This window comes from Paraburkholderia unamae, assembly GCF_003268775.1.
Lineage (GTDB): Bacteria > Pseudomonadota > Gammaproteobacteria > Burkholderiales > Burkholderiaceae > Paraburkholderia > Paraburkholderia unamae.
Map to the genome: position 1 here is coordinate 84,729 of NZ_QLSU01000024.1, position 22,243 is coordinate 106,971.

The 22,243-nt window shown below is 62.2% G+C and carries 28 protein-coding genes, 1 tRNA gene and 2 pseudogenes; 15 read left to right on the forward strand and 16 right to left on the reverse strand.

From position 1 onward, the window contains the following. Positions 1-45 precede the first annotated feature (45 nt). From C7401_RS31320 to C7401_RS31340, 5 genes and pseudogenes are all read left to right on the forward strand, one after another. A pseudogene (locus tag C7401_RS31320) lies at positions 46-971 on the forward strand (SDR family oxidoreductase). A gap of 381 nt (positions 972-1,352) precedes the next feature. Continuing rightward, positions 1,353-1,784 carry a MarR family winged helix-turn-helix transcriptional regulator gene (locus tag C7401_RS31325; protein WP_112175272.1) on the forward strand — a complete coding sequence of 144 codons (432 nt, stop codon included), beginning with the start codon at positions 1,353-1,355 and terminating at the stop codon, positions 1,782-1,784. A 66-nt stretch (positions 1,785-1,850) separates the two neighbouring features. Continuing rightward, positions 1,851-2,414, forward strand: coding sequence for a cysteine hydrolase family protein (locus C7401_RS31330; protein ID WP_112175273.1), 564 nt, complete (start codon positions 1,851-1,853; stop codon positions 2,412-2,414). Position 2,415: 1 nt separating this feature from the next. Continuing rightward, positions 2,416-2,745: a hypothetical protein gene (locus tag C7401_RS31335; protein ID WP_112175274.1), complete on the forward strand. Its 330-nt coding sequence runs from the start codon at positions 2,416-2,418 to the stop codon at positions 2,743-2,745. Then, positions 2,717-4,159: a DHA2 family efflux MFS transporter permease subunit gene (locus C7401_RS31340; protein ID WP_112175275.1), complete on the forward strand. Its 1,443-nt coding sequence runs from the start codon at positions 2,717-2,719 to the stop codon at positions 4,157-4,159. Before C7401_RS31335 ends, C7401_RS31340 begins: the two co-directional genes overlap by 29 nt. 409 nt (positions 4,160-4,568) lie before the next feature. Here C7401_RS31340 and C7401_RS31345 read toward each other — a convergent pair. Next, a pseudogene (locus tag C7401_RS31345) lies at positions 4,569-5,238 on the reverse strand (transporter substrate-binding domain-containing protein). Between C7401_RS31345 and C7401_RS31350 the strand changes: the two are divergent. Then, positions 5,153-5,482 carry a TetR-like C-terminal domain-containing protein gene (locus C7401_RS31350; protein WP_258397303.1) on the forward strand — a complete coding sequence of 110 codons (330 nt, stop codon included), beginning with the start codon at positions 5,153-5,155 and terminating at the stop codon, positions 5,480-5,482. The pseudogene C7401_RS31345 and the gene C7401_RS31350 sit on opposite strands and share 86 nt — an antisense overlap. 81 nt (positions 5,483-5,563) lie before the next feature. On the opposite strand, the gene C7401_RS31355 is transcribed toward C7401_RS31350, so the two are convergent. The 10 genes from C7401_RS31355 to C7401_RS31400 form a co-directional block, all read right to left on the reverse strand. Then, positions 5,564-5,923, reverse strand: a complete 360-nt coding sequence (locus C7401_RS31355) for a BON domain-containing protein (RefSeq protein ID WP_112175276.1) — start codon at positions 5,921-5,923, stop codon at positions 5,564-5,566. 72 nt (positions 5,924-5,995) lie between these two features. After that, complete coding sequence (locus C7401_RS31360; RefSeq protein WP_112175277.1) at positions 5,996-7,093, reverse strand: porin; 1,098 nt, start codon at positions 7,091-7,093, stop codon at positions 5,996-5,998. 272 nt (positions 7,094-7,365) lie between these two features. Continuing rightward, positions 7,366-7,857: a DUF6537 domain-containing protein gene (locus C7401_RS31365; RefSeq protein WP_309252011.1), complete on the reverse strand. Its 492-nt coding sequence runs from the start codon at positions 7,855-7,857 to the stop codon at positions 7,366-7,368. 162 nt (positions 7,858-8,019) lie between these two features. Next, on the reverse strand, positions 8,020-9,690 hold the full coding sequence (locus C7401_RS31370) for a site-specific integrase (RefSeq protein WP_112175278.1): 1,671 nt from the start codon (positions 9,688-9,690) through the stop codon (positions 8,020-8,022). Between the two features lie 338 nt (positions 9,691-10,028). Further along, the gene (locus tag C7401_RS31375) at positions 10,029-10,532 is read right to left on the reverse strand and encodes a hypothetical protein (protein WP_112175279.1); all 504 of its coding nucleotides are present in this window, start codon (positions 10,530-10,532) and stop codon (positions 10,029-10,031) included. Between the two features lie 122 nt (positions 10,533-10,654). Next, positions 10,655-10,897, reverse strand: coding sequence for a hypothetical protein (locus tag C7401_RS31380; RefSeq protein WP_112175333.1), 243 nt, complete (start codon positions 10,895-10,897; stop codon positions 10,655-10,657). A gap of 234 nt (positions 10,898-11,131) precedes the next feature. Then, positions 11,132-11,440 (reverse strand): hypothetical protein, encoded by a 309-nt coding sequence (locus tag C7401_RS45730; protein ID WP_258397304.1) that lies wholly within the window; start codon positions 11,438-11,440, stop codon positions 11,132-11,134. A gap of 105 nt (positions 11,441-11,545) precedes the next feature. Further along, positions 11,546-11,827: a DUF6566 family protein gene (locus C7401_RS31390; RefSeq protein WP_112175280.1), complete on the reverse strand. Its 282-nt coding sequence runs from the start codon at positions 11,825-11,827 to the stop codon at positions 11,546-11,548. Positions 11,828-11,907: 80 nt separating this feature from the next. Further along, positions 11,908-12,321, reverse strand: a complete 414-nt coding sequence (locus C7401_RS31395) for an Hsp20/alpha crystallin family protein (protein WP_112175281.1) — start codon at positions 12,319-12,321, stop codon at positions 11,908-11,910. Between the two features lie 40 nt (positions 12,322-12,361). Further along, a complete protein-coding gene (locus C7401_RS31400) occupies positions 12,362-12,802 on the reverse strand; it encodes an Hsp20/alpha crystallin family protein (protein ID WP_112175282.1) in 441 nt (146 codons plus the stop codon). Between the two features lie 197 nt (positions 12,803-12,999). Between C7401_RS31400 and C7401_RS31405 the strand changes: the two genes are divergently transcribed. The 5 genes from C7401_RS31405 to C7401_RS31425 all read left to right on the forward strand — a co-directional run bounded on the left by C7401_RS31405 (position 13,000) and on the right by C7401_RS31425 (position 16,675). Beyond that, positions 13,000-13,638, forward strand: a complete 639-nt coding sequence (locus C7401_RS31405; protein WP_112175283.1) for a diguanylate cyclase — start codon at positions 13,000-13,002, stop codon at positions 13,636-13,638. A 167-nt stretch (positions 13,639-13,805) separates the two neighbouring features. Continuing rightward, positions 13,806-14,123: a co-chaperone GroES gene (locus C7401_RS31410; protein WP_112175335.1), complete on the forward strand. Its 318-nt coding sequence runs from the start codon at positions 13,806-13,808 to the stop codon at positions 14,121-14,123. A 75-nt stretch (positions 14,124-14,198) separates the two neighbouring features. Next, positions 14,199-15,821: a chaperonin GroEL gene (gene groL / locus C7401_RS31415; protein WP_112175284.1), complete on the forward strand. Its 1,623-nt coding sequence runs from the start codon at positions 14,199-14,201 to the stop codon at positions 15,819-15,821. 111 nt (positions 15,822-15,932) lie between these two features. After that, positions 15,933-16,187: a hypothetical protein gene (locus tag C7401_RS31420; protein WP_112175285.1), complete on the forward strand. Its 255-nt coding sequence runs from the start codon at positions 15,933-15,935 to the stop codon at positions 16,185-16,187. Between the two features lie 128 nt (positions 16,188-16,315). Continuing rightward, the gene (locus C7401_RS31425) at positions 16,316-16,675 is read left to right on the forward strand and encodes a hypothetical protein (protein ID WP_112175286.1); all 360 of its coding nucleotides are present in this window, start codon (positions 16,316-16,318) and stop codon (positions 16,673-16,675) included. A 51-nt stretch (positions 16,676-16,726) separates the two neighbouring features. On the opposite strand, the gene C7401_RS31430 is transcribed toward C7401_RS31425, so the two are convergent. The 4 genes from C7401_RS31430 to C7401_RS31445 form a co-directional block, all read right to left on the reverse strand. Continuing rightward, a tRNA-Lys gene (locus C7401_RS31430) sits at positions 16,727-16,799 on the reverse strand. Between the two features lie 44 nt (positions 16,800-16,843). After that, a complete protein-coding gene (locus C7401_RS31435; RefSeq protein WP_112175287.1) occupies positions 16,844-17,413 on the reverse strand; it encodes an Hsp20/alpha crystallin family protein in 570 nt (189 codons plus the stop codon). A 360-nt stretch (positions 17,414-17,773) separates the two neighbouring features. After that, positions 17,774-18,181, reverse strand: a complete 408-nt coding sequence (locus C7401_RS31440; RefSeq protein WP_112175288.1) for an Hsp20/alpha crystallin family protein — start codon at positions 18,179-18,181, stop codon at positions 17,774-17,776. A gap of 15 nt (positions 18,182-18,196) precedes the next feature. Next, positions 18,197-18,637 carry an Hsp20/alpha crystallin family protein gene (locus tag C7401_RS31445; protein ID WP_112175289.1) on the reverse strand — a complete coding sequence of 147 codons (441 nt, stop codon included), beginning with the start codon at positions 18,635-18,637 and terminating at the stop codon, positions 18,197-18,199. 248 nt (positions 18,638-18,885) lie between these two features. Between C7401_RS31445 and C7401_RS31450 the strand changes: the two genes are divergently transcribed. Further along, the gene (locus C7401_RS31450) at positions 18,886-19,269 is read left to right on the forward strand and encodes a hypothetical protein (RefSeq protein WP_112175290.1); all 384 of its coding nucleotides are present in this window, start codon (positions 18,886-18,888) and stop codon (positions 19,267-19,269) included. Positions 19,270-19,621: 352 nt separating this feature from the next. Here the strand turns inward: C7401_RS31450 and C7401_RS31455 are convergent, their stop codons facing one another. Next, complete coding sequence (locus tag C7401_RS31455) at positions 19,622-20,839, reverse strand: sensor histidine kinase (protein ID WP_112175337.1); 1,218 nt, start codon at positions 20,837-20,839, stop codon at positions 19,622-19,624. Between the two features lie 155 nt (positions 20,840-20,994). Here C7401_RS31455 and C7401_RS31460 point away from each other — a divergent pair, with 155 nt between their 5' ends. The 3 genes from C7401_RS31460 (at position 20,995) to C7401_RS45375 (ending at position 22,230) form a co-directional block, all read left to right on the forward strand. Beyond that, complete coding sequence (locus C7401_RS31460) at positions 20,995-21,348, forward strand: response regulator (RefSeq protein ID WP_112175291.1); 354 nt, start codon at positions 20,995-20,997, stop codon at positions 21,346-21,348. Positions 21,349-21,573: 225 nt separating this feature from the next. Then, positions 21,574-21,756, forward strand: coding sequence for a hypothetical protein (locus tag C7401_RS44580; RefSeq protein WP_146758024.1), 183 nt, complete (start codon positions 21,574-21,576; stop codon positions 21,754-21,756). A gap of 210 nt (positions 21,757-21,966) precedes the next feature. Beyond that, positions 21,967-22,230 carry a hypothetical protein gene (locus tag C7401_RS45375; RefSeq protein ID WP_224045540.1) on the forward strand — a complete coding sequence of 88 codons (264 nt, stop codon included), beginning with the start codon at positions 21,967-21,969 and terminating at the stop codon, positions 22,228-22,230. The last annotated feature ends 13 nt before the right edge of the window (positions 22,231-22,243 follow it).

The following is a 22,243-nucleotide window of genomic DNA, read 5'->3' on the forward strand; positions in this document are numbered from 1 at the left end:
TTAATATGATGCTCTCACTACTTTAACGGTATAGAAATCCCAAGGATAGTACGCTCGTCACCACCAAGGAGAGTTGACCATGCGTATTTTCCGACCGGCGCGACCGGCTTCATCGGTTCGGCACTCGTGCCGGAGCTTATCGAAGCCGGCCACGAGGTGATCGGCATGACCCGCTCCGACGCAGGCGCGCAGGCGCTTGCCGCAGCGGGCGCCCAGGTTCATCGCGCAACGCTGGAGGACCCCGGGAGCATGCGCCGCGGCGCGGAGCACGCGGACGCGGTGATTCACGCGGCGTTCGATCACGATTTCTCGCGCTTCGAGGAGAATTGCGAAAAGGACAAGCGCGCAATCGCGGCGCTCGGTGCTGCGCTTGCGGGCTCGGATCGTCCGTCGATCATTACGTCGGGCACCGGGACCGGCAACGGTGTGCACGGCGAGCCGGCGAGCGAGGACTTCTTCAATGCGGGCCATCCCAATCCGCGCATGAGGTCCGGACTGGCCGGCAAACCTTGCTCGAACAAGGGATCAACGTTGGTGTATTGCGTCTGCCGCAAGTCCACAATCCCTTCAAACAAGGGCTGATTACACGGCTCGCTGCAGTGGCACGTGAAAAAGGCGCGTGCGCCTACGTGAGCGAAGGCGCGAACCGTTGGCCCGCCTGCCATCTCTCCGACGTCGTGCGTGTGTACCGTCTCGCCGTGGAAAAGGCCGTACCGGGCGCGCGTTATAACGCCGTGGGCGCAGAGGGCGTGGGCACCCGCGAAATCGCCGAGGCCCTTGGCCGTGGGCTCAATTTGCCTGCCGTTTCGATTGCGGCCGATGAAGCGCCGGCGCATTTCGGCTGGACGACGATGTTCGTCGGCATGGACATGCCCGCTTCGAGCGCGCTCACCCAGGCGCGGCTAAGCTGGCGGCCGACCGGCCCGGCGCTCATCGCCGATCTCGATGAAGCGCGTTTCGCTCAGGTCTGAATTCTTGCGGCCATCTCCCCCTTTTCGCGTAGCGCGCGCTTGCGGCTCGTGTTTCTCTGCCCATTCCCACACGTTCCGGGCAAAGCCCATGTCGTCTGCAACGACGGCAGCCGCATGGAGCGTGTCTACGTATGCTGTCATATGCGTAAGAGATCAGGCCGGTCACACGTCGATCGGCCACTCTCACGGCATATCGGCTGATTTCGAGCGCAATTATGCGTTGGTCGCCGCTTTAGCGGAGTCAAGGCATGATGTTTGTTGACATTAAATGTCAGCCTTCTGATCTGCGAACCCTCAGGGCACCAAGCACCCTCGAGCAGTGTCGTAACGGTAATAGAAGGTAAACTTGCAAGTTTATCTTGTACTGTATATATTGCCATCATGACGACCGAATCTTCCCTAGACATTGTTGCAAACGACCTTTCGGCGGCGATCAGTCGGCTGCTGCGGCGCCTACGCACGGAATCCAATCCGACCGAGCTGGCCCTTTCACAGATGGGCGTCCTCGCTCGTCTGGAGCAAGGCGGACCCATGACGACCGCGGATCTGGCGCGTGCAGAACTGATGAAGCCGCAGTCGATGGGGGTCATTCTGGCGAGTCTTGAGCAGGAAGGGCTGATCGAGCGTCGGCCCCACCCGACGAATCGTCGCCAGATCCTTTTTGTGTTGACCGCGACTGGCGTGGCGGTGAGAACCCGCCACCGCGCCATGAAGCGAAACTGGCTGGTCGGAGCCATCGGCCAGCTCGATCCCGCCGACCTGGAGGCGCTTGTAGCGGCGATCGCGATCATCCGGCAGGTCGGCGATTCCTGACCTTCGTCATCGCCGCCATCGGCGGTGACGAAGAGGCAGATCAAGCTCAAATTATTAGGACAACTTATGTCTGTAACCGAACTGGATTCCAAAACTGCGCTGATTGTTATCGACCTGCAGAAAGTCGTTGCGTCGATTTCCACTGCCCATCCCTTCGTGAAAGTGCTGGAGAACGCCAGTCTTCTTGCGGCAACTTTCCGCCAACACGGCCTTCCCGTCGTGCTGGTCAACGTCATCGGGATGGCGCCGGGCCGGATTGAGCAGTACCACTCGGGCGGTGCGCTCACGCCGGACTGGTCCGAACTCCTGCCAGAGCTGGATCGCCAGCCCCAGGATCATTTCGTGTCCAAGAAAACCTGGGGTGCGTTCACCGGCACCGGTCTTGAGGCGCATCTCAAATCAACCGGCATCACCCAGGTGGTGGTCTGCGGCGTTGCGACGAGCGTGGGCGTCGAGTCAACCGCGCGGCAGGCGCATGAACTTGGCTTCAACGTCACCCTCGCTGTGGACGCCATGACTGACGTCAGCGCGGAAGCGCACTTCAACAGTCTTGAGCGGATTTTTCCGCAGCTCGGCGAAGCAGGCACAAGCAAGGAGATTGCCAATCTCCTTTCGACGAGGAACACCTGAGATGTCCTGGCTATTCCTGCTTGCGTATTTCCTCGGTGGTTTCTTCCTGGCGAATGCTGTGCCGCATGTCGTGAGCGGCATGATGGGTCGACCATTCCAGAGTCTGTTCGCAAAGCCGCCCGGCGAAGGGCTGTCTTCACCGAGCATCAATGTGCTCTGGGGCTTCTGCAATATTGTTATCGGCTACCTGCTTGTCTGCCGTGTCGGCGATTTCCAGTTGAGGCACACGGCGGACATCATCGCTTTGGGTGCTGGCGCATTCCTGATCTCACTGTTCTCGGCGCGGCATTTCGGCCGTTTCAATGGCGGCCATGTCACAAACCCCACCTAAAACAGCCGTTGATACCACGGACGCACCTGCGACGGACCAGCTTGATTCCTCGGTCTGGAAAATTGCTGGCGTCGCGCTGTTCGGGGCGTTGCTCGCCCAGCTCGACGCGACGATCGTCAACGTCTCACTGTCAAACCTCGCGGCAGAGTTGAATAGCAGCCTTTCGACGATCCAGTGGATCACGAGCGGCTATTTGTTGGCGCTCACCCTGGTTCTGCCGCTGAATGGATGGTTGGTCGACCGCATCGGCGCAAAGGCCCTCTACCTTTGGTGCTTCTCAACGTTCACGCTGTGCTCGGCGCTTTGCGGCCTTGCCTGGTCGGCGCCCGCGCTGATCGGGTTCCGCGTCTTGCAGGGGATCAGCGGGGGCCTCCTTGCGCCTATGACCCAGATGATGATAGCTCGGGCCGCGGGCAAGCACATGGCCCGCGTGGCGGGCTATATGGCGCTTCCTGTGCTGTTGGCTCCGGTCCTGGGTCCCGTCATCGCCGGCGCCATCCTGCAGTATGCGTCCTGGCGCTGGCTATTTCTGGTCAATCTGCCGGTCGGGGGCGTCGCACTTCTGTTGGTGATCCTGTTCCTCCCGAACGACCAGAACGAGACGAAGCGGCGAACTTTGGACTGGTCCGGTCTCGCGTTGCTCTCGCCCGGGCTTGTGATGTTCCTGTATGGCTCCGAACGCCTCGACCACACGGCCGGGCTCGTAATTCTGTCCGGCGGCATGGTAATGATGGCGGCCTTCCTGTGGACAGCACGGCGAAAGGGGGACGATGCGTTGATCGACCTGCGACTGTTCAGTGGCAAGGTTTTCCGCACTGCGGCCGTCACGCAATTCCTGTCGAACGGCGGTATGCTTGCCGGGCAGATGCTCATCCCGGCCTTTTTGATTCAGGCGTGCGGCCGGACGCCGGGAGAAATGGGCTGGATGCTCGCGCCGCTTGGTATCGGCATGATGCTCACCAACCCTTTCATGGGCGCGCTGACCGACAAACTCGGCATTCGGTGCGTATCCGCGGGTGGCGCGCTTCTGACGTTCGCCGCCACATTGCCCATGCTGTACCTCGCTGCCCATGGACTGAGGTTGGGCGTACTCATACCCGCTTTGCTTTTACGGGGAATAGGCATGAGTGGTGTAGGCTTGCCGTCGCTGACCGCTGCCTATGCTTCGGTCCGCAGAGAGCGGATGCCGATGGCAACGACGTCGCTCAACATCGTTCAGCGCCTCGGCGGTCCGACCATGACGACCCTTTGCGCGACGTTCCTGGCATGGAGGCTAAAATCTATCGACGCGGGCCATGCGGTCTCAGGCGCATATGGGTGGGCGTTTCTGATCCTCTGTGGTACTCACGCCGTCGCCTTTCTGGCTGCGGTTCAATTGCCACGCCGTCTAGACGACGTGGCGTTCGGTGAGTGAGAGGTGAACGTTGCAGTGACGCCGATCCCGCACATGCAGGGGGCGCTCATCGCAGGGGCGTGGATTTCGGCGGAGAAGCAAGCCGCAATCCGTGAAACCGCGTAGCGCAGAGAATTCGCAGCCCCCTTCCGTACAATCCGGCGGGCCCGTGGAATAACGGTCCGACGTCAATTGCCTTTTTCGTATATTTCCTGCCCGCACTTAGTGGGGGGCCATCCTTGAGACCTCCGGGATCGTCAGTCCGCTCAGAGAGCGGGCATCCCCTGATGACCGTGGCGGTCAGCAACAATGGCTAAATGTTTGGATCGGCAACGCTCGCGTGCAAGTACGCTTGGACTGCGTCAACGAATTGTCGTCGAGTGCTACCGACCACTCTGTCGCGCTTTCGGCGTTTGAGCTCTGATCATACTCATGCCGCCGGTGCAACCAACGAGCCCACGATCCCATACTGCACGAGTGCCGCAGCGACGAACCCGGACGCCTTGACTTCCTCAACGAATGCATGCAACGCGAGCGCCGCTGCAGCACCGCGACTCTTCGGCAAGCCCATCGCCTGGCGGATTACCATGAAGCGCTCGTCGAGCATGCGCAAGCCCGGCGCCTCGCGGCATCGACTTCGAGTTGCTGCTTTACGCCCGCAGCCACTTCGAGGTCCTGTTCGAGGAATGTCTGCACGACGGTAGGCGAAGTGGGCGCGCGCACGATCTGCGCATGCCTCATTTCGCGCGTGAGGAACAGATCATAGGCGCTGCCTTTTCCGACGACCACGCGGTTTTTCAGCTGATCCACATCTTCGTTGCGGCGAATGGCCTGTGTGTCGCGCACGAGGTAATAGCCTTCGATCAGTACGTACGGTTCAGTAAACGCTATGGTTTCGCCCCGCAGCGGGTCCACGGCGAAAAAGCCTAAGTCCGCGCGTTCCGCACTCACACGGCTTCAACGGATTTGCCGGCCGCATCGAATACCACGATTTCCAGCGCCACGCCGAGGATCGTGGCAAACGCGCGCGCGAGATGGACCGAGACACCGGCGGGGGGACCAACCGCGTCGGGGCCCGGTCGCGCGCTGTTGTGTGAAATATTAGGAACGGGGAGCGGCGAGAATGCGCAGCTTTGCTCCGGCAAAATCCGGCAGCAGCTTGACGCAATCTGCCTTCGCGCGATCGAGCGGGGCGAGACGGCCCCCGACACCGAGGTGCTACTCGATCGAGTGACCGCGCCGGTCGTCTACCGGATCCTGTTCGCGAAGCAGCTTCCCGATGTGAGCTACGCACGTGTGCTGCCGAAGGACGTGCTCCGAGGCGCTGGAGTATCCGGTTCTTAAACCCGGATTTTCGGGATGCCGGCGGGCGCGGGGCCTGCGGAAGAACCCGGTCCGGTCACACGCAAACCCCGCTCGATTCCGTTAAGGCTCGGGACGAATCGTTAGCTTGTTGTTGACCGCCGTGACGCCCGCAACGCCACGAGCGATACTCTCCGCTCGAGCAATCTGGGTGGTGTCAGGAACTGCGCCAATCAGCGTCACCGCGCCGGCATTCGCCTGGACGACAACACTGCTTGCGTCGATTCCGGCCCGCTCCAGCGCGCGCCGGACGTCGGCTCCGAGCTTGCGGTTGGCCTTTCGTTGTTCCTTTGCGGTCGTCGCTCTGTCGGGAACAACGCTCGACGATCCGGACGTTGGCTGGGCGGACTGCGAGTACGCAGTGGACAAAGACGTCGCAATGGCGCAAACCGATAACGCTGTAATGATTCTGGATATCTTCACTTGAATTCCCCAATTTGCGTTCAGACTGATCAGTTGCGCGCTGCTTCGCCGTGCACCGCGCTTTGATCTCGGTTAGAAGCTGTGCCGAATGCCGACAGTCACTCCAAGCTGCGTCGATTTCGCCGGCGCACCGCCCGAAGACAATCCGGCAAGCGTGGTACCGATCAAATCTTGACGGTACAACCCGTAGTCCCCTTCGAGATAGACGTCAGTCCGTTTCGACAAATAATAGTCGGCGAGCAACTGAAACTGCGAAGCGGTGCCGTCCTGCTTCTCGGTCTTGCCGGTTTGCCATGTGCGCCAGTAATTGAAGGCCAGGTGCAATGCGGGGCCGACCGACTGTGTTACACCCAGTGACATCATTCGGCGTGAACTGAAGTCGAGGTACTTGATTGCGCTGAGCGCCTGCTCCGAATACGGCCCGTTCTGATAGGACATGAAGTTCGAGCTAAGTCGGCTCTGAAAATACCCCGCATGAAACTGCGTTGTATTCCAGGTGTACGAGCCACCCGCCGTCCAGATCTGTGCCGGAGCACCGTTGGTCGAATCATGGATGACAGCATACCCACCCGCGATCCGCACGGCCCCAGGAAACCAGCCAACACCAACGGCAGTTTGTGACCCATAACCGCTATTTCCCGCGACCCCGCCGAGTGCATAGGAAGCCTGACCGTAGAGATCGGCGGCTCGTAAGGTGTACTTGACAAGGTTGCTCGTTCGGTCCCCTCCGACCATGATGACCTCCGGCAGGAAGACGTTGCTGAACGGAACCCAGGGATTGGACGCATACGCCTGGCTGACGATGCTGATTAGCGTCGTGCTCTGTCGTCCGATAGTCAGCTCGCCCCACTGCCTCGAGCGCACTCCGACGAACGCGGTATTCCAGAACGGTTTAGCAGAGTCCAACTGACCCGAGTTCGCGTAGAATCGATTTTCGAGCTGGAAGATTGTGGACAACCCCTGACCTAAATCTTCAGTGCCCTTGACTCCAAACCGGCTTTCGGCCAGCCCTCCGTTTCCCATCCCAATACTTGAATCCCCGTTTTTGTTGGTATTCGTGACGTAACGAATGTCGGTATCGACGATACCGTAAAGCGTAACGCTCGACTGGGCAGATGCTGCGCTTGAAACTGAAGCGAGAAGCACACTTGCAATGACGGTATTTTTCAATTTGTCTCCTGTTTATAATCTTAATTTGATCTGCACTCCTACATTGATCGAGGCGTTGATCGAGCCATAATCTTTTAAAGCCCGGAGCCGTCCCTCTCCAGATAGTTGGCTTGTCACGCCTGTGTCGACGACTCACCAAAGCGGATGCGATAGTTCATCGAGAGTCGTCAACAACGCTTCGCCTTCGCGTTCAAGAAGGTCTCGGCGTCAGGCGATTGCGCACAAAACGCGTGCCGCACGCATCCGCTTGTTCGAATCGGAAGGGGGGCCTGTCAGCCTGCCTTGGCTAGTTGACGACTTTCGGCCTCCAGTTGCCGGACGAGATTTTCGCGTTTCGCGGCCGCGGCCTCGGCCTGGGCCTGCCGGACGTGCCCGTAGCCACGGATCGACTGCGGCAGCGAAGCGAGCTGCGTGACGGTATTCAGCGTTGCGGCGCTGAGATCCGCCAATGCGGCATCCATGTCGGCCTCGTATTGCACCAGGATCTGGCGATCGAGCACACGATCGGGCGTGTTGCGAAACGGGTCGAACCAGCTTCCCCGCAGGCCCCGCAGGCGCGCCATCCACTTCATGGCGAGCAGCACCCAAGGCCCCGCGTCGCCCTTGACGGGCTTGCCGGTGTGCCGGTCGGTCCTGGCGAACGGCCAGACGCCGAGGTGAAAGCGCAGCCGGATCGGTCCGTCGAACTCCTGCTCCAGCGCCGAACGGAAGTCGGGGTGTGTGTACAGACGCGCCACCTCCCACTCGTCCGCCGAAGTAAAGATGTTCCGTTTTGCGAAGTAAAGTTGAACCTACGCTGAATTTAGGGGAATTTCAGCATCGGATAGGAATTATTATCCATATAAATCAAATTGTTGCGATACTCGCGAAGTAAAGTTGAGATCTTTCGCGACTCTTGGTGGGCACTGATTTATGTAGCCGAGTCTCTAGCGTCCAGGGGCGCCAAACGCCTGATCGAACTGCCTTGCCCGTTTGACCTCGTCGCCGTGGAGGTAAATCGATGTCGTCGATATTGACGAATGCCTCAGGTTGTCGCGCACCATGATCAGTTCGGCCCCGCGCGCGAGCGCGATTGATGCGTGCGTGTGGCGCATCCAGTGCGGGCTCGCACGGCGCAGCTTTTCCGCCGTCGCAGGCCGCTCATCCTTAATCGCGTCGGCGACCAGCACGAAGAAGCGTCGCAGCACGCGTCCGAGCCGCGTGGTTTCAATCCCGGTTCCATCCTCTGCGAGGCTGGCGATGATCACCGTTGCTGGATCCCACCGTTCGCGCGTGACCGGCAACCGGCGTTGCACCAGATACTGATCGAGTGCCATACGCGCCAGCGTCGGGAGCGCGACCTTGCCCGTCTTGCCACCCTTGCCGACAAGGTGCAGCCAGTGATCACCCTGTTCGTCGATGCGGATGTCGCCGAGCGTGGCACCTGTCAGTTCACTGGCCCGCAGGCCGGTCGCATACCCGAAATCCAGCAGGAAGCGAAGGCGCTGGCCGGCCGCCTCACTCCAGCCGTAAGACCATTCAAGACCATCGGCGATCGTGCGGAGCAGCAGCCATTCGCCTTCAGTAAAGCCGCGGGTGACGTCGAGGCCCGCCTTCGTGCTTCCTCGCACCTTGACGCCGGCGAACGGGTTCGCGAGGACGTAGCGCTGCTCGACCAGCCAGCGGAACAGGGCTGCAAGTACGGTGAGTGCGTACGCGGCAGAGCGCGTCGATAGTGGTCCGCTGAACGGTCGCCATTCCACGCTTTGTCGCGACCGCGACGGCCCGACCCAGCGTTCGCGTGGCGTCGGCCGTCGCAGGAACGCGCGGTAGGCGATCGCGTCGTCAGTGGTCAGCGACGACAACGCGCAGCCTCGCTCGACGATTGCCCACAGGATCAGGCGTTCCGCCTCCTTCCGGTAGGCGCGCTTGGTGGCGGCGGACTCGTGCAGGGACAACCACGATTGCACCGCCTCGTAGTCGTTCGATGCCTTGAGCAAACAGACGTGCCGTGGTGCGCGAAACAGTCCTTGCGAGCCGTCGACCTCGTGCGGCAGACGCAGCTGTTCCCATGGCACGACCGGTCCGGAAGGTGCTACCGCAACCAGCACACGGGCACGTTCAGTCAAAGCCGGATGGGCCGCAAAAAATGCTTCGACATGGCCTGCCCCTGCCGTGCCGAGTCCGGCGATCGCTGTCCACCAGCGCCGCCGGCGCGGAATCCGCACGGTCAGGTCTGCGAGCGTCCGGATCCCGTGCGTCCGCAAAGCGGCAACCACCCGCGGTGGCAACCACTGGTCGACGTCGTCGGCGATGGACGGCTCCGGTGACGGCAGGTTGCGCAATGTCTCGATCGTGTGCGCAACGGTATCTGCCGACGCTGTCGATCGCTCGTCGAATGTTTCTGCCAGGTCGGCCCGGTGACGACTCGTCGCGAACGCGACCAGTGCGCGCCGGATGCGTCCGAGCATGCCGCGGGCAGACATCCCCGGCGCCTTGCGGTCGCCCAGATACCGTGCAACAGCCGCGCGTGCGTCAAGTCCAGCGTACCATGCGCGCAGCGCCGCCAGTTCGGCGTCGTCGGGGAACCCGGTGGGTTCGGTTTCGCGTGTTTTCATGACCTCCAGTTTAGTCCAGATTTGATGCTGGACCGATAAGAAAAGTTATCAGTCCATCTCCATTCGAACATCACTGCGCTGCCCCGGTCGTCTGTTCCCGCTAGCCCGCAGTGGAGGGAGGTTCGCGCGCTCAAGGGGGCAAACAGGAAAGCGTCTATGCGCTGCAGCACATAGACGCTTCCCTTGGCAATCCTGCGGATGCGCGGCGATAGAACGCTGCTCCAGCAGCATTTCAGTCTGAAGCGGGTTCGCCGATGCGACCGATGGCTCGCGAAAACCGACCGCTACGACATGAAGCGAAGTTCCCGAGCCGGATATTTGTCAGTACGGCATCTGTGCTAGTTGCGCTGGAGCGAGCGACGCACTCGCGAATTCATGTCGCGGCCGACTGGCAGCCCAATAGCCGAAAGAAAGTATCGCGCCTGCGGGAAACCGCTTTCGGGGTAGCGCTCGAAAATTCGGTTGAACTCCTCGACGAGCGGACGGGCACGCACCGGCACGGGCGCGTCAGGCCCCAGCATCAAGGCGGTCTGTCCGAACTTGACTGGTCCAGCCTTGATCAAGGCACGCAGCCCGGAATTCGCGCTGCCGCGCCCGAACAGCTCCATGCCGTATGCGCGGATCATGGCGCGCACGATCGCTTCCGCAGCGGGCTTAAGCGGCGGCATGGCCTCGACCAGGCGCACGTGCGGTGAGCGCACATCCGGCGTGGTGAAACGTCCGATATCGTCGATGTCGGCCTGCAGACGCTGCACCGGCAGGTCAGCGCTAAAGAGCAGGAGCCGGATGCGTTCATAAAGCGCGTCTTCGTCGTCGGGATCGATGACTGCAATATCTGTCATTCTCTTTTCCTCGAGGTGGCTTGTGCCCTAACAGTTCCGGAAGCACGGCGAACCGGACTCGGATCGACCGTCGAATCCGCCGTTATTCACCCTGCGTCCGGACGGCAGTTGCTGATTGGAGGCTAGGTCCGTCGGACATACCGGTCCGAAACAACCGAGCGCTGCTGGATCCATGCGACGGCAAGCTCCAGCGCTTCATCGCGTGCCTCCTGGAAGTTGGCAAAATCTCCATCGACACCGAGCGTGCGTATTTCGCCCGCCCGGTCGGTGACGACGGCCGCAGCTGTGTAACGGCCACTCCCGGTGGCGGTGACCACCGGCCGGACCTCGCAGCCGTGATACTCGATGACTTTGTCCGTTTGCATATCACACCTCCGGCTGAGCATCATTTCCGAAACAGTTCCGGACACGCGGAATTCGCGTCCAGTCTATTAAGTGCAGCACCTGTCATTCCACGACCTGCACGCCCGGGTCGCCATCGATTGGACGCTGCCGCGACGACCTGTATCGCAGCGCGGTTACCGGAGAGTTTCACGGCAACCTCGCGCCCACACGCGACCGCGGAGATGACAAGCCAGGCGTTGCGATTGCACAACCATTCAGCCTGCATGTCCCGGCACCACGATATCCGTCGGTTGGCTGCCCGGCACGGGGGACGGCTCCGGCCTCTCCCCACCGCCGTTGCCGGCGGTCTTCCGGCATCGACGTGTTGCGCTCCCCGGGTGGAGCGCGTCGAGGAACGTTCGGCCCTTCCCGGCCAGGTATGCGCGGCGTGCGCCCTCGGCGCAATGTTCCAGCATGACCAGCTGGCGTTCGAGCAGCGCGTCGAGCTCGGCGCGCTCCATGTCGAGCTGGTCCGGCGCCTGACGAACCAGCATCAGGGTCGCAAATTCGTGTGGACTGAGCATTTTCTTCTCCCGTAAGGCAGGGTCCCGAAAGCAGCGGCCCCCTGCAGAAAAACGAAACGTAGTGCAAGCCGGACAGGGGCTGCGCTACCATGCAACGCGGCGCTGTCACGCGAGGAATCGCGCCGGCGAACCCGTATCGTTCAGACAGCCCGCGTTGATGGCGCGTATCGCGTACTCGACCGTCTCCCGATGCGCCTCGTCCACGCTTGCCCAGTGCTGGGCGTAGCGCGGCAGATGCCAGTCCGCGACCGTCTGCTCCGCGTGCCGGATGCGCACGACGGCCACGTACGTATCGCGGCCGGCAGGAGGCAGCGCGCAGTGCCGAACCGGAAACGCGCTGGTCTCGATCACGAAGCCCTTCCAGCATTCGCTGCGTACGTTGTCCATAAATACCTCCGCGTGACAGGTCACGCGGCGCGGGCCGTGCGGTCCACTCCGCATGACCGGACTTGCCCCTGTGCGTACGCCTAGCCAACGCTCACCTCAATGCGTCGCGGCTTTGCCACCTCACGACGAGGAACGGTGAGCCTCAGGACGCCATCGCGCAACTGTGCGTCGATCCGCGAGGCGTCGAAATCGGGGCTAAGCGTGAAGGCGCGTCTGAAGTGCGGGTGGAGCACCTCGCCATGCTGCAGGCGCAGTCCTGATGGAACCGGAATCACTGCCTCGGCCTCGATGTTCAGACTGCCGTCGTGCACGCGCACGTCGAGCTTTTCGCGCGGTACGCCCGGCAGGTCGGCATATAGCGTGATGCCGCGGCTGTCCTCGAAGATGTCGACCGCAGGTGAGATCCGGGTCAGCTGCTTCGCAGGTTGCGCACCCTCGCGCGAGGCAACGTCAGTGCGCGACTCACGGGTGGCCAGTTCAGTGCTGTCGTTCATGATGTCCTCCGTGCTTTCACGTACTCCATTTGCGCCGGGCTCACTGGACGGCGATGGCGCGTGGCTTCGACGCCTCGGAACGTCCGACGCTCACCGTCAGGCAGCCGTTCACATAGCGCGCACTGACCTTGTCGGGGTCCGCGTGCTGCGGCAGCTCGATCACGCGCCGGAATGCCCCCATGAAGCGTTCCCTGGCGTAGACGCGCGTCTCATCGTCCGCTTCAGGTTGCGGCGGCTTGCGCTCGCCACTGATCGTCAGCACCCCCTTGTCGATCGAGACGTCGATTGCTGCCGGATCGAGTCCTGGCGCGAACGTGACGATCTCGACGCTGTCGTCGGTGCTGCCGATGTTGACGGGTGGAAAGGTTTCGCTGCGCGTGGCGCGCAGGCTTGCGGGCAAGCCCGCAAAGACGCTGGCCATCTGCCGTTGCAGGCGGTCGAATTCGCCCAGCAGATCGGTGCTGAAGAAAAGATCGCTCATGACTGGCTCCCTGAAACCGGGGCCGCGCACGAAAGACGAACGGAACCACGCGCTCCAGTCCGCCTGCCCGTGGGAAGCCCCGCCGACAAACAAATCGAAACACGCAGCGCTTGATTGCGACTGCCTGAGCGATGCATAAAATAGCGCAAGGAACGGAAATTTCAAGAGGCCCTGCAACATGTCAACCGGGAGGCTTCATGGACCTTTTCGACAGGCTTCAGGAGCAGATAGACACCGTGCGCCTGCCGCTGTTTGCCGTCACCGTCACGGCGGCGGCGCAGGTGAATACGCCGCTCATCGCAATACTCCACTGGCACGGATTCCGGCGCGCGACTCCGCTTGTCCTGCCCGGCATCGAGATCCCGCCACGACCGGTCCCGGGATCGGCCGTTCAGCTCGATGCACCGTGGCACAGCTTCGAGACCGTGGACGCCATGCTGCTGGATGCGGCCTGGCAATCCGGCGCGTGGGATGTCGAGCGTGTCGAGCGGCGCGGCTGCAACGTGATCGGCGCGAGCGCCGCCGAGGCACTCGCCTGCCGGCAGGCGTTCGGCGACTACGGAGAGGACGGTGCCCGCGACCGGCCGCTTCTCGATGACGAGACCGATCGCGAGGTGCTGATGCAGCTTGCCGCGTCCAGGGGTTATGTGCGCTGGCTCTTCCGCCCCGTCAAGGGCGGCCTGTGGAACACGCTCAAAGAACCGGACGACACTCTGGACGCCGATGGCGGACGCCGGCCACCGTGTCCCGTACTGCCTGAGCCGCGCCGCCCGGATGGGCGCGGCCGCACGGTTTATTGCCTCGGCAAGGTTCGGCGCATTCTGCTGTCGCGCTGAAACAATTTGTTACAAAGAGCTATTTCCACGCCCCCTTGAAGGGCGCGATGGCCGCCTCTATTTCGCTTTCCGCCAGACATTGGCTCGGCTGCACGGAGGCATTTCACGCGCCCCATATGCAGCCGGATTCCCTTATTGGTGATCCTTTAATCGCTCAGGAGATGGAAATGCAGATTCGTCCCCTCTACGACCGGGTTATCGTCAAGCGAATCGAAACGCAGCGGACGACGGCCTCGGGCATCGTAATTCCCGATTCAGCGGCAGAAAAACCAGAACAGGGCGAAGTCGTCGCCGTCGGCAGCGGCCGGCTGCTGCAGGATGGAACGCTGCGCGCGCTCCAGCTGAAGGTCGGTGACCAGGTGCTCTTCGGCAAATACGCAGGCCAGACCGTCAAGGTCGATGGCGAGGAACTGCTCGTCATGCGCGAGGAGGACGTCATGGGCGTCCTCGAGGCCGACGTGGGCGCCGCCCGCAAGGCCGCCTGAACTTTCGACCGGTCGCGGACGCCCGCCCGGTCGTTCGCGACGTGTTGAGTCAACGACTTTACCCGGAGCAACAACATGAGTGCAAAAGACGTCAAATTCCATGACAGCGCCCGCGCCCGTATCGTCAAGGGCGTGAACGTGCTTGCCGATGCCGTGAAGGTCACGCTCGGACCCAAAGGCCGCAACGTGCTGATCGAGCGCAGCTTCGGCGCGCCGACCATCACGAAGGATGGTGTGTCGGTCGCGAAAGAAATCGAGCTGAAGGACCGCTTCGAGAACATGGGGGCGCAGGTGGTGAAGCAGGTCGCGTCGAAGACCGCCGACGTGGCCGGCGACGGCACCACCACAGCCACCGTGCTCGCCCAGGCGATCGTGCAGGAAGGCATGAAACATGTCGCCGCCGGCATGAACCCGATGGATCTGAAGCGCGGTATCGACAAGGCCGTGGCTGCCGTGCTCGATGAGTTGCGCAAGCTGTCGAAGCCGATCTCGACGAACCGCGAAATCGCTCAGGTCGGTTCGATCTCGGCCAATTCCGACGAGGCAATCGGCAGGATCATCGCCGATGCGATGGAGCGGGTCGGCAAGGAAGGCGTGATCACGGTCGAGGACGGCAAGTCGCTCGAAAACGAACTCGACGTGGTCGAGGGCATGCAGTTCGACCGCGGCTACGTGAGCCCCTACTTCATCAACGATCCGGACAAGCAGGCGGCCTATCTTGACGATGCGCTGATCCTGCTACATGACAAAAAGATCTCGAACATCCGCGACCTGCTGCCGGTGCTCGAGGCGACGTCCAAGGCCGGCAAGCCGCTGCTGATCGTTGCGGAAGATATCGACGGTGAAGCACTGGCCACGCTTGTGGTCAACGCGATGCGCGGCATCCTGAAGGTCGCCGCCGTCAAGGCACCCGGTTTCGGCGATCGTCGCAAGGCCATGCTCGAGGACATCGCCATCCTCACGGGCGCGACCGTCATCTCGGAAGAGACCGGCAAGCAGTTGCAGAAGGCCACGCTCGAGGATCTCGGGTCAGCAAAACGCGTCGAGGTGCGCAAGGACGACACCATCATCATCGACGGCGCCGGTGACGCGAAGCGCATCGAGGCGCGCGTGAAGTCCATCCGTGCGCAGATCGAGGAAGCGACGAGTGACTATGATCGCGAGAAGCTGCAGGAGCGCGTGGCGAAGCTCGCCGGCGGCGTGGCCGTGATCAAGGTCGGAGCGGCCACCGAGGTTGAGATGAAGGAGAAGAAAGACCGCGTCGACGACGCGCTGCACGCCACGCGTGCGGCGGTCGAAGAAGGCATCGTGCCGGGTGGTGGTGTGGCTTTGCTGCGCGCACGTTCGGCAGTTTCGAACCTGAAGGGTGTCAACGGTGATCAGGACGCCGGCATCCATATCGTGCTGCGCTCGCTCGAAGCGCCGTTGCGCGTGATCGCCTCGAATGCGGGTGACGAGCCCTCGGTGGTCATCGCGAAGGTGCTCGAAGGCAAGGGCAACTTCGGCTACAACGCGGCCACCGGCGAATACGGCGATCTTGTCGAGGCGGGGGTGGTCGATCCCACCAAGGTCACGCGCACGGCTCTGCAGAACGCCGCATCGATCGCTGGGCTGATCCTGACGACGGATGCAACGGTGGCCGAAGCGCCGAAGGACGAAAAGCCGGCGCCCGCGAGTGCGCCGGAACTGGAGTACTGACCGTACATCGGTTCCGCTCTGCACCGGCCGTCCAGCCCGGCCGGTGCATTTTTTACGGCACTGTTCTTTCAGTCTTCGCGGGGGCAGTGCCGCTTTTTGCCTGAGACCGTCATGAAACTCGAACTTTTCATTGACTCAAGACCGCTCGACATCGAGATCGATGACGTCGTGGCGGCCCTGCTGGCCGTTCGGCTTGACCTGCCGGCAGGCGCCGACAACCAGGATGCCCTCGCTCGCTATCTCAGCGAAAAGGGCGCGCCGTGGACGCTCGACGAGGAGCACATGCGCAGGCGCATCCTTCGCCGGCTGATTCTGGATATCGCCGACCCGGCGCTGGTTATCCGCCATCTCATGGCTGAGGAATGAACTGCCCCGGCCAGCCAGATCGATCGGGGATCGGGAGTGTGGCGACATATCCCGCATCACGACCGTCTTGCTGTCCCCGCAGAATCAGACATATGCCCAGCCATCCTCGTTCGCCCGTCTACTCTTCTATGAAACTTCCCGCCGGCGTCCTCGGCCGGGACTATCTCAAGTTCTTGCAGCTCTCGGTTGACGATGAGCTTGCCTCCAAGGGGCTGTTCGCCGATGCTGCGCTGCAGGACGCTATGGCCGACGTCCGCCGTGGTTTAATGCGCGGGGCGCAGCCGGCGATGAAGGTGTTCTTTGATGGCTGCCAGTTCTGGCTTGCCAGTCATTTTCATCGCTATGAGGCAGCCCGACGTCTCGGTGCCCGCCACCAGGAATTCTGGTGTGAGATCCAACCCGGTCCGAAGGACCACGCCGTGCGATATGCGTCGGGAACCCCCGACGTGATGCGTTTCCATAGCGAGCGGTCCACCACGGGTGGCTGACCGCCATCCATGGCCTAGTCGAACCTGGCGCTGTCCTTGCCCGGCTGCACGTGGGTCGTACTGGATTCGAACCAGTGACCAACGGATTAAAAGTCCGCTGCTCTACCAGCTGAGCTAACGACCCAGTCCACTTTTCTGCCCGCCGTCATTGCGCATTGCAGGCTCGCCCTAACTGATATCGATCGTGCGACTCGTGGACGGTACCGGCTCCGTTTTCGGCACGGTCAACGTGAGTACACCGTTGTCGAATTTTGCCAGGGCGCGACCGGGATCGGCGTATTCAGGCATGGGGATCGTGCGCACGAAGCGTCCATGCGCACGCTCCAGCCGGTAGCAGCCGTTTTCCTCACTGCGCACATCCTGCTTTTTCTCACCACGCAGCACGATCGCGCCGTCCTCGACACTCACCTTCACGTCTTCGCGCTCCATCCCGGGCAGCTCTGCGGTCACGCGTAGCACGGGTCCCTCGTCGACAACGTCGATGCGTGGCTGGAAGCGCGATGAACTGAAGTCGCCGAACCATCGCTCGAGCACGCTACGGCCTGCAAACGGGTCGTGAAAAAACTCCTCCACTGCGCGCCATGGTTCCCGTGAGAACAATCGCGCAATGTCGGGCAGGGGGGCCCGCCATTGTTCGTTTTCGCTCGTCGGCGGGCTCTCCGTGCTGTCCGCATCGGACTTGCGCACAGCCCCGCGAAGGAACTTGAAGGGATTCCACTTTTTCGGATCGGGATTCATCGTTTCCTCCTCTGGAATCTGGCAGGAGAACCGGTTATGGCACCCGCACCCTGCGTTTCCAACGTCGACGTTTTCGGACTGGGCTGAGGGAGCGGTTTGGGCGGCCACCTGGCGCTCCGCGGCCGCGAATGTTCCCTTTCCAGGCCGACTGACGGCGCACGACAGCGCATCGCGCGGCGCTTCTGCTGCGGTGAACCACCGCCGTGCATGTTGGTGCAGGTGGCAGTTGGACATCGCAATGTTGGCCACGGACATTGCTGTCGGGAACGGCTCGCCCATCCGGGCCTCCGCTGTCGGCGGGGAGGCAGCCAGGCCGCCGCCACCCACTGTGCTTTCTGCCTGCTGCCCTACGCGCCGACTTCAGCCCGTACGCACTTCGATCCGCCGCGGGCGCGCCTCGTCACGGCGTGGGATCGTGAGCTTCAGTACGCCGTCCTTCAGATTTGCCTCGATCTTCGATGTGTCGAAGTCCGGGGAGAGCGTGAACGTGCGCGCAAAGCGCGGCTCACGGACCTCGGCATGCTGCAGCCGCAGATTTGCCGGTGTCGGCACGACCGCCTCAGCCTCGATGGCGAGATTGCCGTCATGGACCCGCACATCGAGCTTGTCCCGGGTAACTCCTGGCAGGTCGGCCCAGAGTGTGACGCCCTGACTGCCCTCGTAGATATCGACGGCAGGAGTAATTGTCATCCGTCGCGCGGACGGCTCGTTCCCGGTGCGCGTGACGGCCGACGGGTCGCGCTTGCTCAGTTCAGTGGTATCGCTCATTTTCGGCTCCTGGGGTTACTGGACGGTGATCGCGCGAGGCTTCGAGGATTCGCGCTTGCCGATCGCAATCGACAGGCAGCCATTCTCGTAGCGCGCCTGAACCTTGTCGGGATCTGCGTTCTCCGGCAGCTCGATCACCCGCCGGAACGCGCCAGTGAAGCGCTCCTGCGCATACAGACGCGTGTCCTCGCTGGTATCCGGCTGTGCCGGTTTGCGCTCACCGCTGATGGTCAGCAGCCCCTTGTCGATCGATACGTCGAGTTCCGCCGCATTGACGCCGGGTGCAAAGGCGACGATCTCGATCGACTCGTCGGTCGCGCCAATGTTGACCGGCGGGAAGGCGCCGAAGCGGCTCGCCCGAAGGCTGGAGGGGAAAGTACCGAAGAGGTTCGCCATCTGCCGTTGCAGTCGGTCGAACTCGCTGAAGAGGTCAGATCCGGAGTAGAAATCGCTCATGATGCAGTTCTCCTCAAATGTTGATGGAGGCGAACGGGCCTACGCGCTCCAGTTCGCCTGCCAGCGTCTGGCAAAACAAATCGAAACACGCAGCGCACGGGACGTTGCAAGCCGCGCGTCTGCCTGAGCGAAACCTAAGATAGACACTCTGGCGAGGATTTCAAGGGGCAAAAGCAGCGGTGCACCCTTGAAATTTTTTTGCCCGGTCATATCATCGCGGCGGAACCATACAGCAAATGGAGGACGCGATGGAATTCGATACCGACTGGCTGACCCTGGGCCCGCACCGCATGCGGCTGCGTTCGACCCGGGGGTTTCCGACAGAAGCGATGCGCAAGGCGGTGGACGTCATCCGGATGGCGGTCGACAACAACATGAGCGCCCGCGCGCGCCTGGTGGAAGTGGTTTGCCGACAGGAGAAAAACTATGAAGTCACGATCGGGACGACTGTCGTCAAGGACAAGGTTTGCGCGCCACAGCTCGAAACGTGTATCGCGGGCGTGCTTGGTCTGCTGCCGGACCAGGTCACCCTGATCGTTACCGCAGTCGATCAGTCTGAAGTGGACCTGCACTTCGGCGTGTACGAGCGGATGCTGGCCGAAAAACTGGGCACCGCACCGCCGATCCAGTGATGCGCACTGCAGACGGGATAGCAGGACTGGCTGCCTGAGCGTGCCTCCAGCGCGACCTGGGCGTGCGGTGTCGTCCGAAGGCCGTCCCACAAGGAGCGTCGTTACCCGCCGCGCGGATTGAACAGTGTCAATAATCCGGCTACCTTCGGAGTCCGGCAAGGTGCAGGCGCCGGTCGATGCCGCGTGACAGCACCTCACCCGTGGCCGAATCTGGCGTGCCGGACGGCACGCTTTTCAGCATTTTCGCGGAGCAGGTCGGGCTGGATCCGCGTCATCGACACACGTAGAACACCGATCGCGAGGCGCGCACCCTGCGCACAGCCGGCCAGATCGCGAGCCGGCGGGTGCAGCGTCAGCTTATCGGCGTCAGGTCGAGAGGAAAGCGGATTTCGAATGTCGTGCCTTGCCCCTCGCGGGACTCGAAATGGATTTCGCCCTCGAGCGAGCGGCACAGCTCCCTGACAATCGCCAGACCCAGACCGGCTCCCGGGACGTCGTCGCCGGCGGCCCGCTCGAACTCCCTGAACACGCGTTCCGTGTCTGACGGCGCAATGCCGACACCGGTGTCGGCGACCCGCATGGACCACTGGCTGTCTCCGCATCTCGCGATGACCAGTTCGATTTCCCCTTCGCGGGTATATTTCGTCGCATTCGACAGCAGGTTCAGCGCGACCTGCTTGAGCCTGATGCGGTTCGACTGCACCCGGACCAGTCCGGCCTCAAGGCGGGCAGACAGATGCAGGCCCTTCGCTTCGATCTCCGGACGGGCGGCCGTGACCAGTTCGTCGAACAGCATGGGCAGATCGACCGGCTCGATGCAGTTATGGTTGTTTTCGCCGACGACGACCGAATACTCCATCATTTCGTCGACCAGCTGCTTCATGTCATTTGCCTGCCGGGTCGCGAGCGCCAGCCCGGCCTCGGCTCCGGATGGAACACGCGCAATCAGCTGCAGGTCGACCGAAAAGGCGTTCAGGAAGTTGCGCAGGTCGTGCACGAGGCTGCGCGTGATCTGCATGCGCGACCGGTGCAGTTCACTGACCTGGCGTTGCTGCTCCCGCAGCTCCCGGTTGGCGCGTTCCAGTTGGCTAGTGTATTCCGCGATGGTCCGGTCACGCTCGCCGATGACCTCGCGGATCGACGTCAGGGTGACAAAACTGAGCGCCTCGTCGATCAGGCGCAGGGCACGGGATTCATGGTCGCGGGTAAACGTGTCCTCGGACTCCGCGAAGGCCCGGACGGCGCTGGCCAGTTGCCGCCGGAACAGCTCCAGTTCGCGCACGAGTTCATCAACGCGGTAACCCTGCTGCCAGCGCACGTTCCCGTGTTGCCTCGCATCGCGTTCGATGGCCCGTTCGACCGGCTGGAGATCCTGCTCTTCGAGCGCGACGCAGATGCCGCTCAGTATGGCGGGCAGGTGGTCGGCTAGTTGCTCCCAGGTCAGCCGGTCCGCCTCGATGAGGTCGGCATCGGCAGCAACCGCCTGCATCCATCTTTCCGTCAGGCGCACCTGTTCCCGTCGGAGAAATCCGGCGAGGGCGTGCAGGGTTCCCGTTTGAGAATCGGTCATGATCCGTACCCAATGCGTGAATCGTTGAGCAAAGACGCGCATGCGAGGACATATTATCGTTTCCTCGCACCGCCTCGGCGGCCAATATCTTTCCGGCCGGCGCTCGGGAACGCCATTTGCTCCGCGTCGCGAAAACAACTCTACCGACCAGCAAAATGCCTTCTATCCTGCTTGTCGACGACCAGCCTGAGTTGCTCGATGCGTGCGGCCTCATACTCACCGCCGAAGGGTATGACGTGTGCTGCTCACACGACGGCGTGGAGGCGCTCGCGCAGGCCCTTCGCCAGCCGCCCGATTTGATCATAACGGACTGGGTGATGCCGCAGATGGGTGGCGGTGAACTGTGTCGCCAGCTCCGGGCGCATCCTGCACTGGCACACATCCCGATCCTGGTTCATACGGCGATGCCACCTTCGTCGCCGGGGCCGGTGCAGTGGGGCGACTGCCTCATCAAGCCGGTCCCGGTGGCGCTGCTGCTCGCCACCGTGAAAATGTGGTGTCCTCCGTGAGGCACTCCGGAAGCCGCAAACTGGCTCGCCGGCTAGGTTACCGGGATCCATCGCACGACCTTGAAAATTTTCATCAGTGAAACTAACTTATATGCAGTTCAGGCAGTGTGCCCGGTGATGGATCGGTTGCATGCTGCGTGTTTCGATTTGTTTGCCCCGCAGCATGGCAGGCGAACTGGAGCGCGCAAGCCCGTTCTCTTCCTTGCTGCGTCGAAGGAGAAGACGATGAGCTGCCTTCACCTACGCTCGGCTTCGACTACGCTGTTCGAGCGCCTCCACCGTACGATAGTCGACCTTTCCAGCGGTTTCCGGCCGTTCACGCAGCGTGCCCGACCCACGCTGTCGGACCGCATTGCTGTCCTGCGGCAGACGTTTCGCCAACTCACGTTTCACCTGCGCCGCGGTTAGCAGCGCGGTTGCCGTGCGGGCACCGCTCGCGACGTCGGTACGCCGTCGATCATGCCGTATGCCGGCGGTGATTCCATGAAGCGATGGGCACCAGATTCGGAGCGGTTTTGGCAGGAGCACTGCACGGCCGGTAGGATGCCTGCACGCGCGAGGGGGAGTGATTCAATGGAACGGGTGAGGACCGAGATGCGCAACGGATTGGAGATCCGTATGCATACCCTCGTCGTGAGGCACGTACGGACGGCGGCATATCCGTGGCAAACCGCGGCGAACGGATACCTTGTATTTGTTCAGGTTGTGAGGGATGGCGAGGTTTTCGTGAACTGGCACCTGCCATGGCTGCGCCGCCGCTGGCCGAGTCGCGAGAAGGCGGAATCGGAAGCGTTGGAGTACGCCGTGCGGCTTGTGGACAGTCGCCCGTTTCGCGCACCGCCGCCGGATGTCGCGGAGGCGATCTGGCGATGGCGCCGGTGAGGAAAGACCTGCA

Coding starts and splice junctions, on each gene's coding strand:
- C7401_RS31325 (WP_112175272.1), top strand. CDS start 1,353: ATGACGACCGAATCTTCCCTAGACATTGTTGCAAACGACCTTTCGGCG.
- C7401_RS31330 (WP_112175273.1), top strand. CDS start 1,851: ATGTCTGTAACCGAACTGGATTCCAAAACTGCGCTGATTGTTATCGAC.
- C7401_RS31335 (WP_112175274.1), top strand. CDS start 2,416: ATGTCCTGGCTATTCCTGCTTGCGTATTTCCTCGGTGGTTTCTTCCTG.
- C7401_RS31340 (WP_112175275.1), top strand. CDS start 2,717: ATGGCGGCCATGTCACAAACCCCACCTAAAACAGCCGTTGATACCACG.
- C7401_RS31370 (WP_112175278.1), bottom strand. CDS start 9,690: ATGAAAACACGCGAAACCGAACCCACCGGGTTCCCCGACGACGCCGAA.
- C7401_RS31375 (WP_112175279.1), bottom strand. CDS start 10,532: ATGACAGATATTGCAGTCATCGATCCCGACGACGAAGACGCGCTTTAT.
- C7401_RS31380 (WP_112175333.1), bottom strand. CDS start 10,897: ATGCAAACGGACAAAGTCATCGAGTATCACGGCTGCGAGGTCCGGCCG.
- C7401_RS45730 (WP_258397304.1), bottom strand. CDS start 11,440: ATGCTCAGTCCACACGAATTTGCGACCCTGATGCTGGTTCGTCAGGCG.
- C7401_RS31390 (WP_112175280.1), bottom strand. CDS start 11,827: ATGGACAACGTACGCAGCGAATGCTGGAAGGGCTTCGTGATCGAGACC.
- C7401_RS31395 (WP_112175281.1), bottom strand. CDS start 12,321: ATGAACGACAGCACTGAACTGGCCACCCGTGAGTCGCGCACTGACGTT.
- C7401_RS31400 (WP_112175282.1), bottom strand. CDS start 12,802: ATGAGCGATCTTTTCTTCAGCACCGATCTGCTGGGCGAATTCGACCGC.
- C7401_RS31405 (WP_112175283.1), top strand. CDS start 13,000: ATGGACCTTTTCGACAGGCTTCAGGAGCAGATAGACACCGTGCGCCTG.
- C7401_RS31410 (WP_112175335.1), top strand. CDS start 13,806: ATGCAGATTCGTCCCCTCTACGACCGGGTTATCGTCAAGCGAATCGAA.
- groL (WP_112175284.1), top strand. CDS start 14,199: ATGAGTGCAAAAGACGTCAAATTCCATGACAGCGCCCGCGCCCGTATC.
- C7401_RS31420 (WP_112175285.1), top strand. CDS start 15,933: ATGAAACTCGAACTTTTCATTGACTCAAGACCGCTCGACATCGAGATC.
- C7401_RS31425 (WP_112175286.1), top strand. CDS start 16,316: ATGAAACTTCCCGCCGGCGTCCTCGGCCGGGACTATCTCAAGTTCTTG.
- C7401_RS31435 (WP_112175287.1), bottom strand. CDS start 17,413: ATGAATCCCGATCCGAAAAAGTGGAATCCCTTCAAGTTCCTTCGCGGG.
- C7401_RS31440 (WP_112175288.1), bottom strand. CDS start 18,181: ATGAGCGATACCACTGAACTGAGCAAGCGCGACCCGTCGGCCGTCACG.
- C7401_RS31445 (WP_112175289.1), bottom strand. CDS start 18,637: ATGAGCGATTTCTACTCCGGATCTGACCTCTTCAGCGAGTTCGACCGA.
- C7401_RS31450 (WP_112175290.1), top strand. CDS start 18,886: ATGGAATTCGATACCGACTGGCTGACCCTGGGCCCGCACCGCATGCGG.
- C7401_RS31455 (WP_112175337.1), bottom strand. CDS start 20,839: ATGACCGATTCTCAAACGGGAACCCTGCACGCCCTCGCCGGATTTCTC.
- C7401_RS31460 (WP_112175291.1), top strand. CDS start 20,995: ATGCCTTCTATCCTGCTTGTCGACGACCAGCCTGAGTTGCTCGATGCG.
- C7401_RS44580 (WP_146758024.1), top strand. CDS start 21,574: ATGAGCTGCCTTCACCTACGCTCGGCTTCGACTACGCTGTTCGAGCGC.
- C7401_RS45375 (WP_224045540.1), top strand. CDS start 21,967: ATGCATACCCTCGTCGTGAGGCACGTACGGACGGCGGCATATCCGTGG.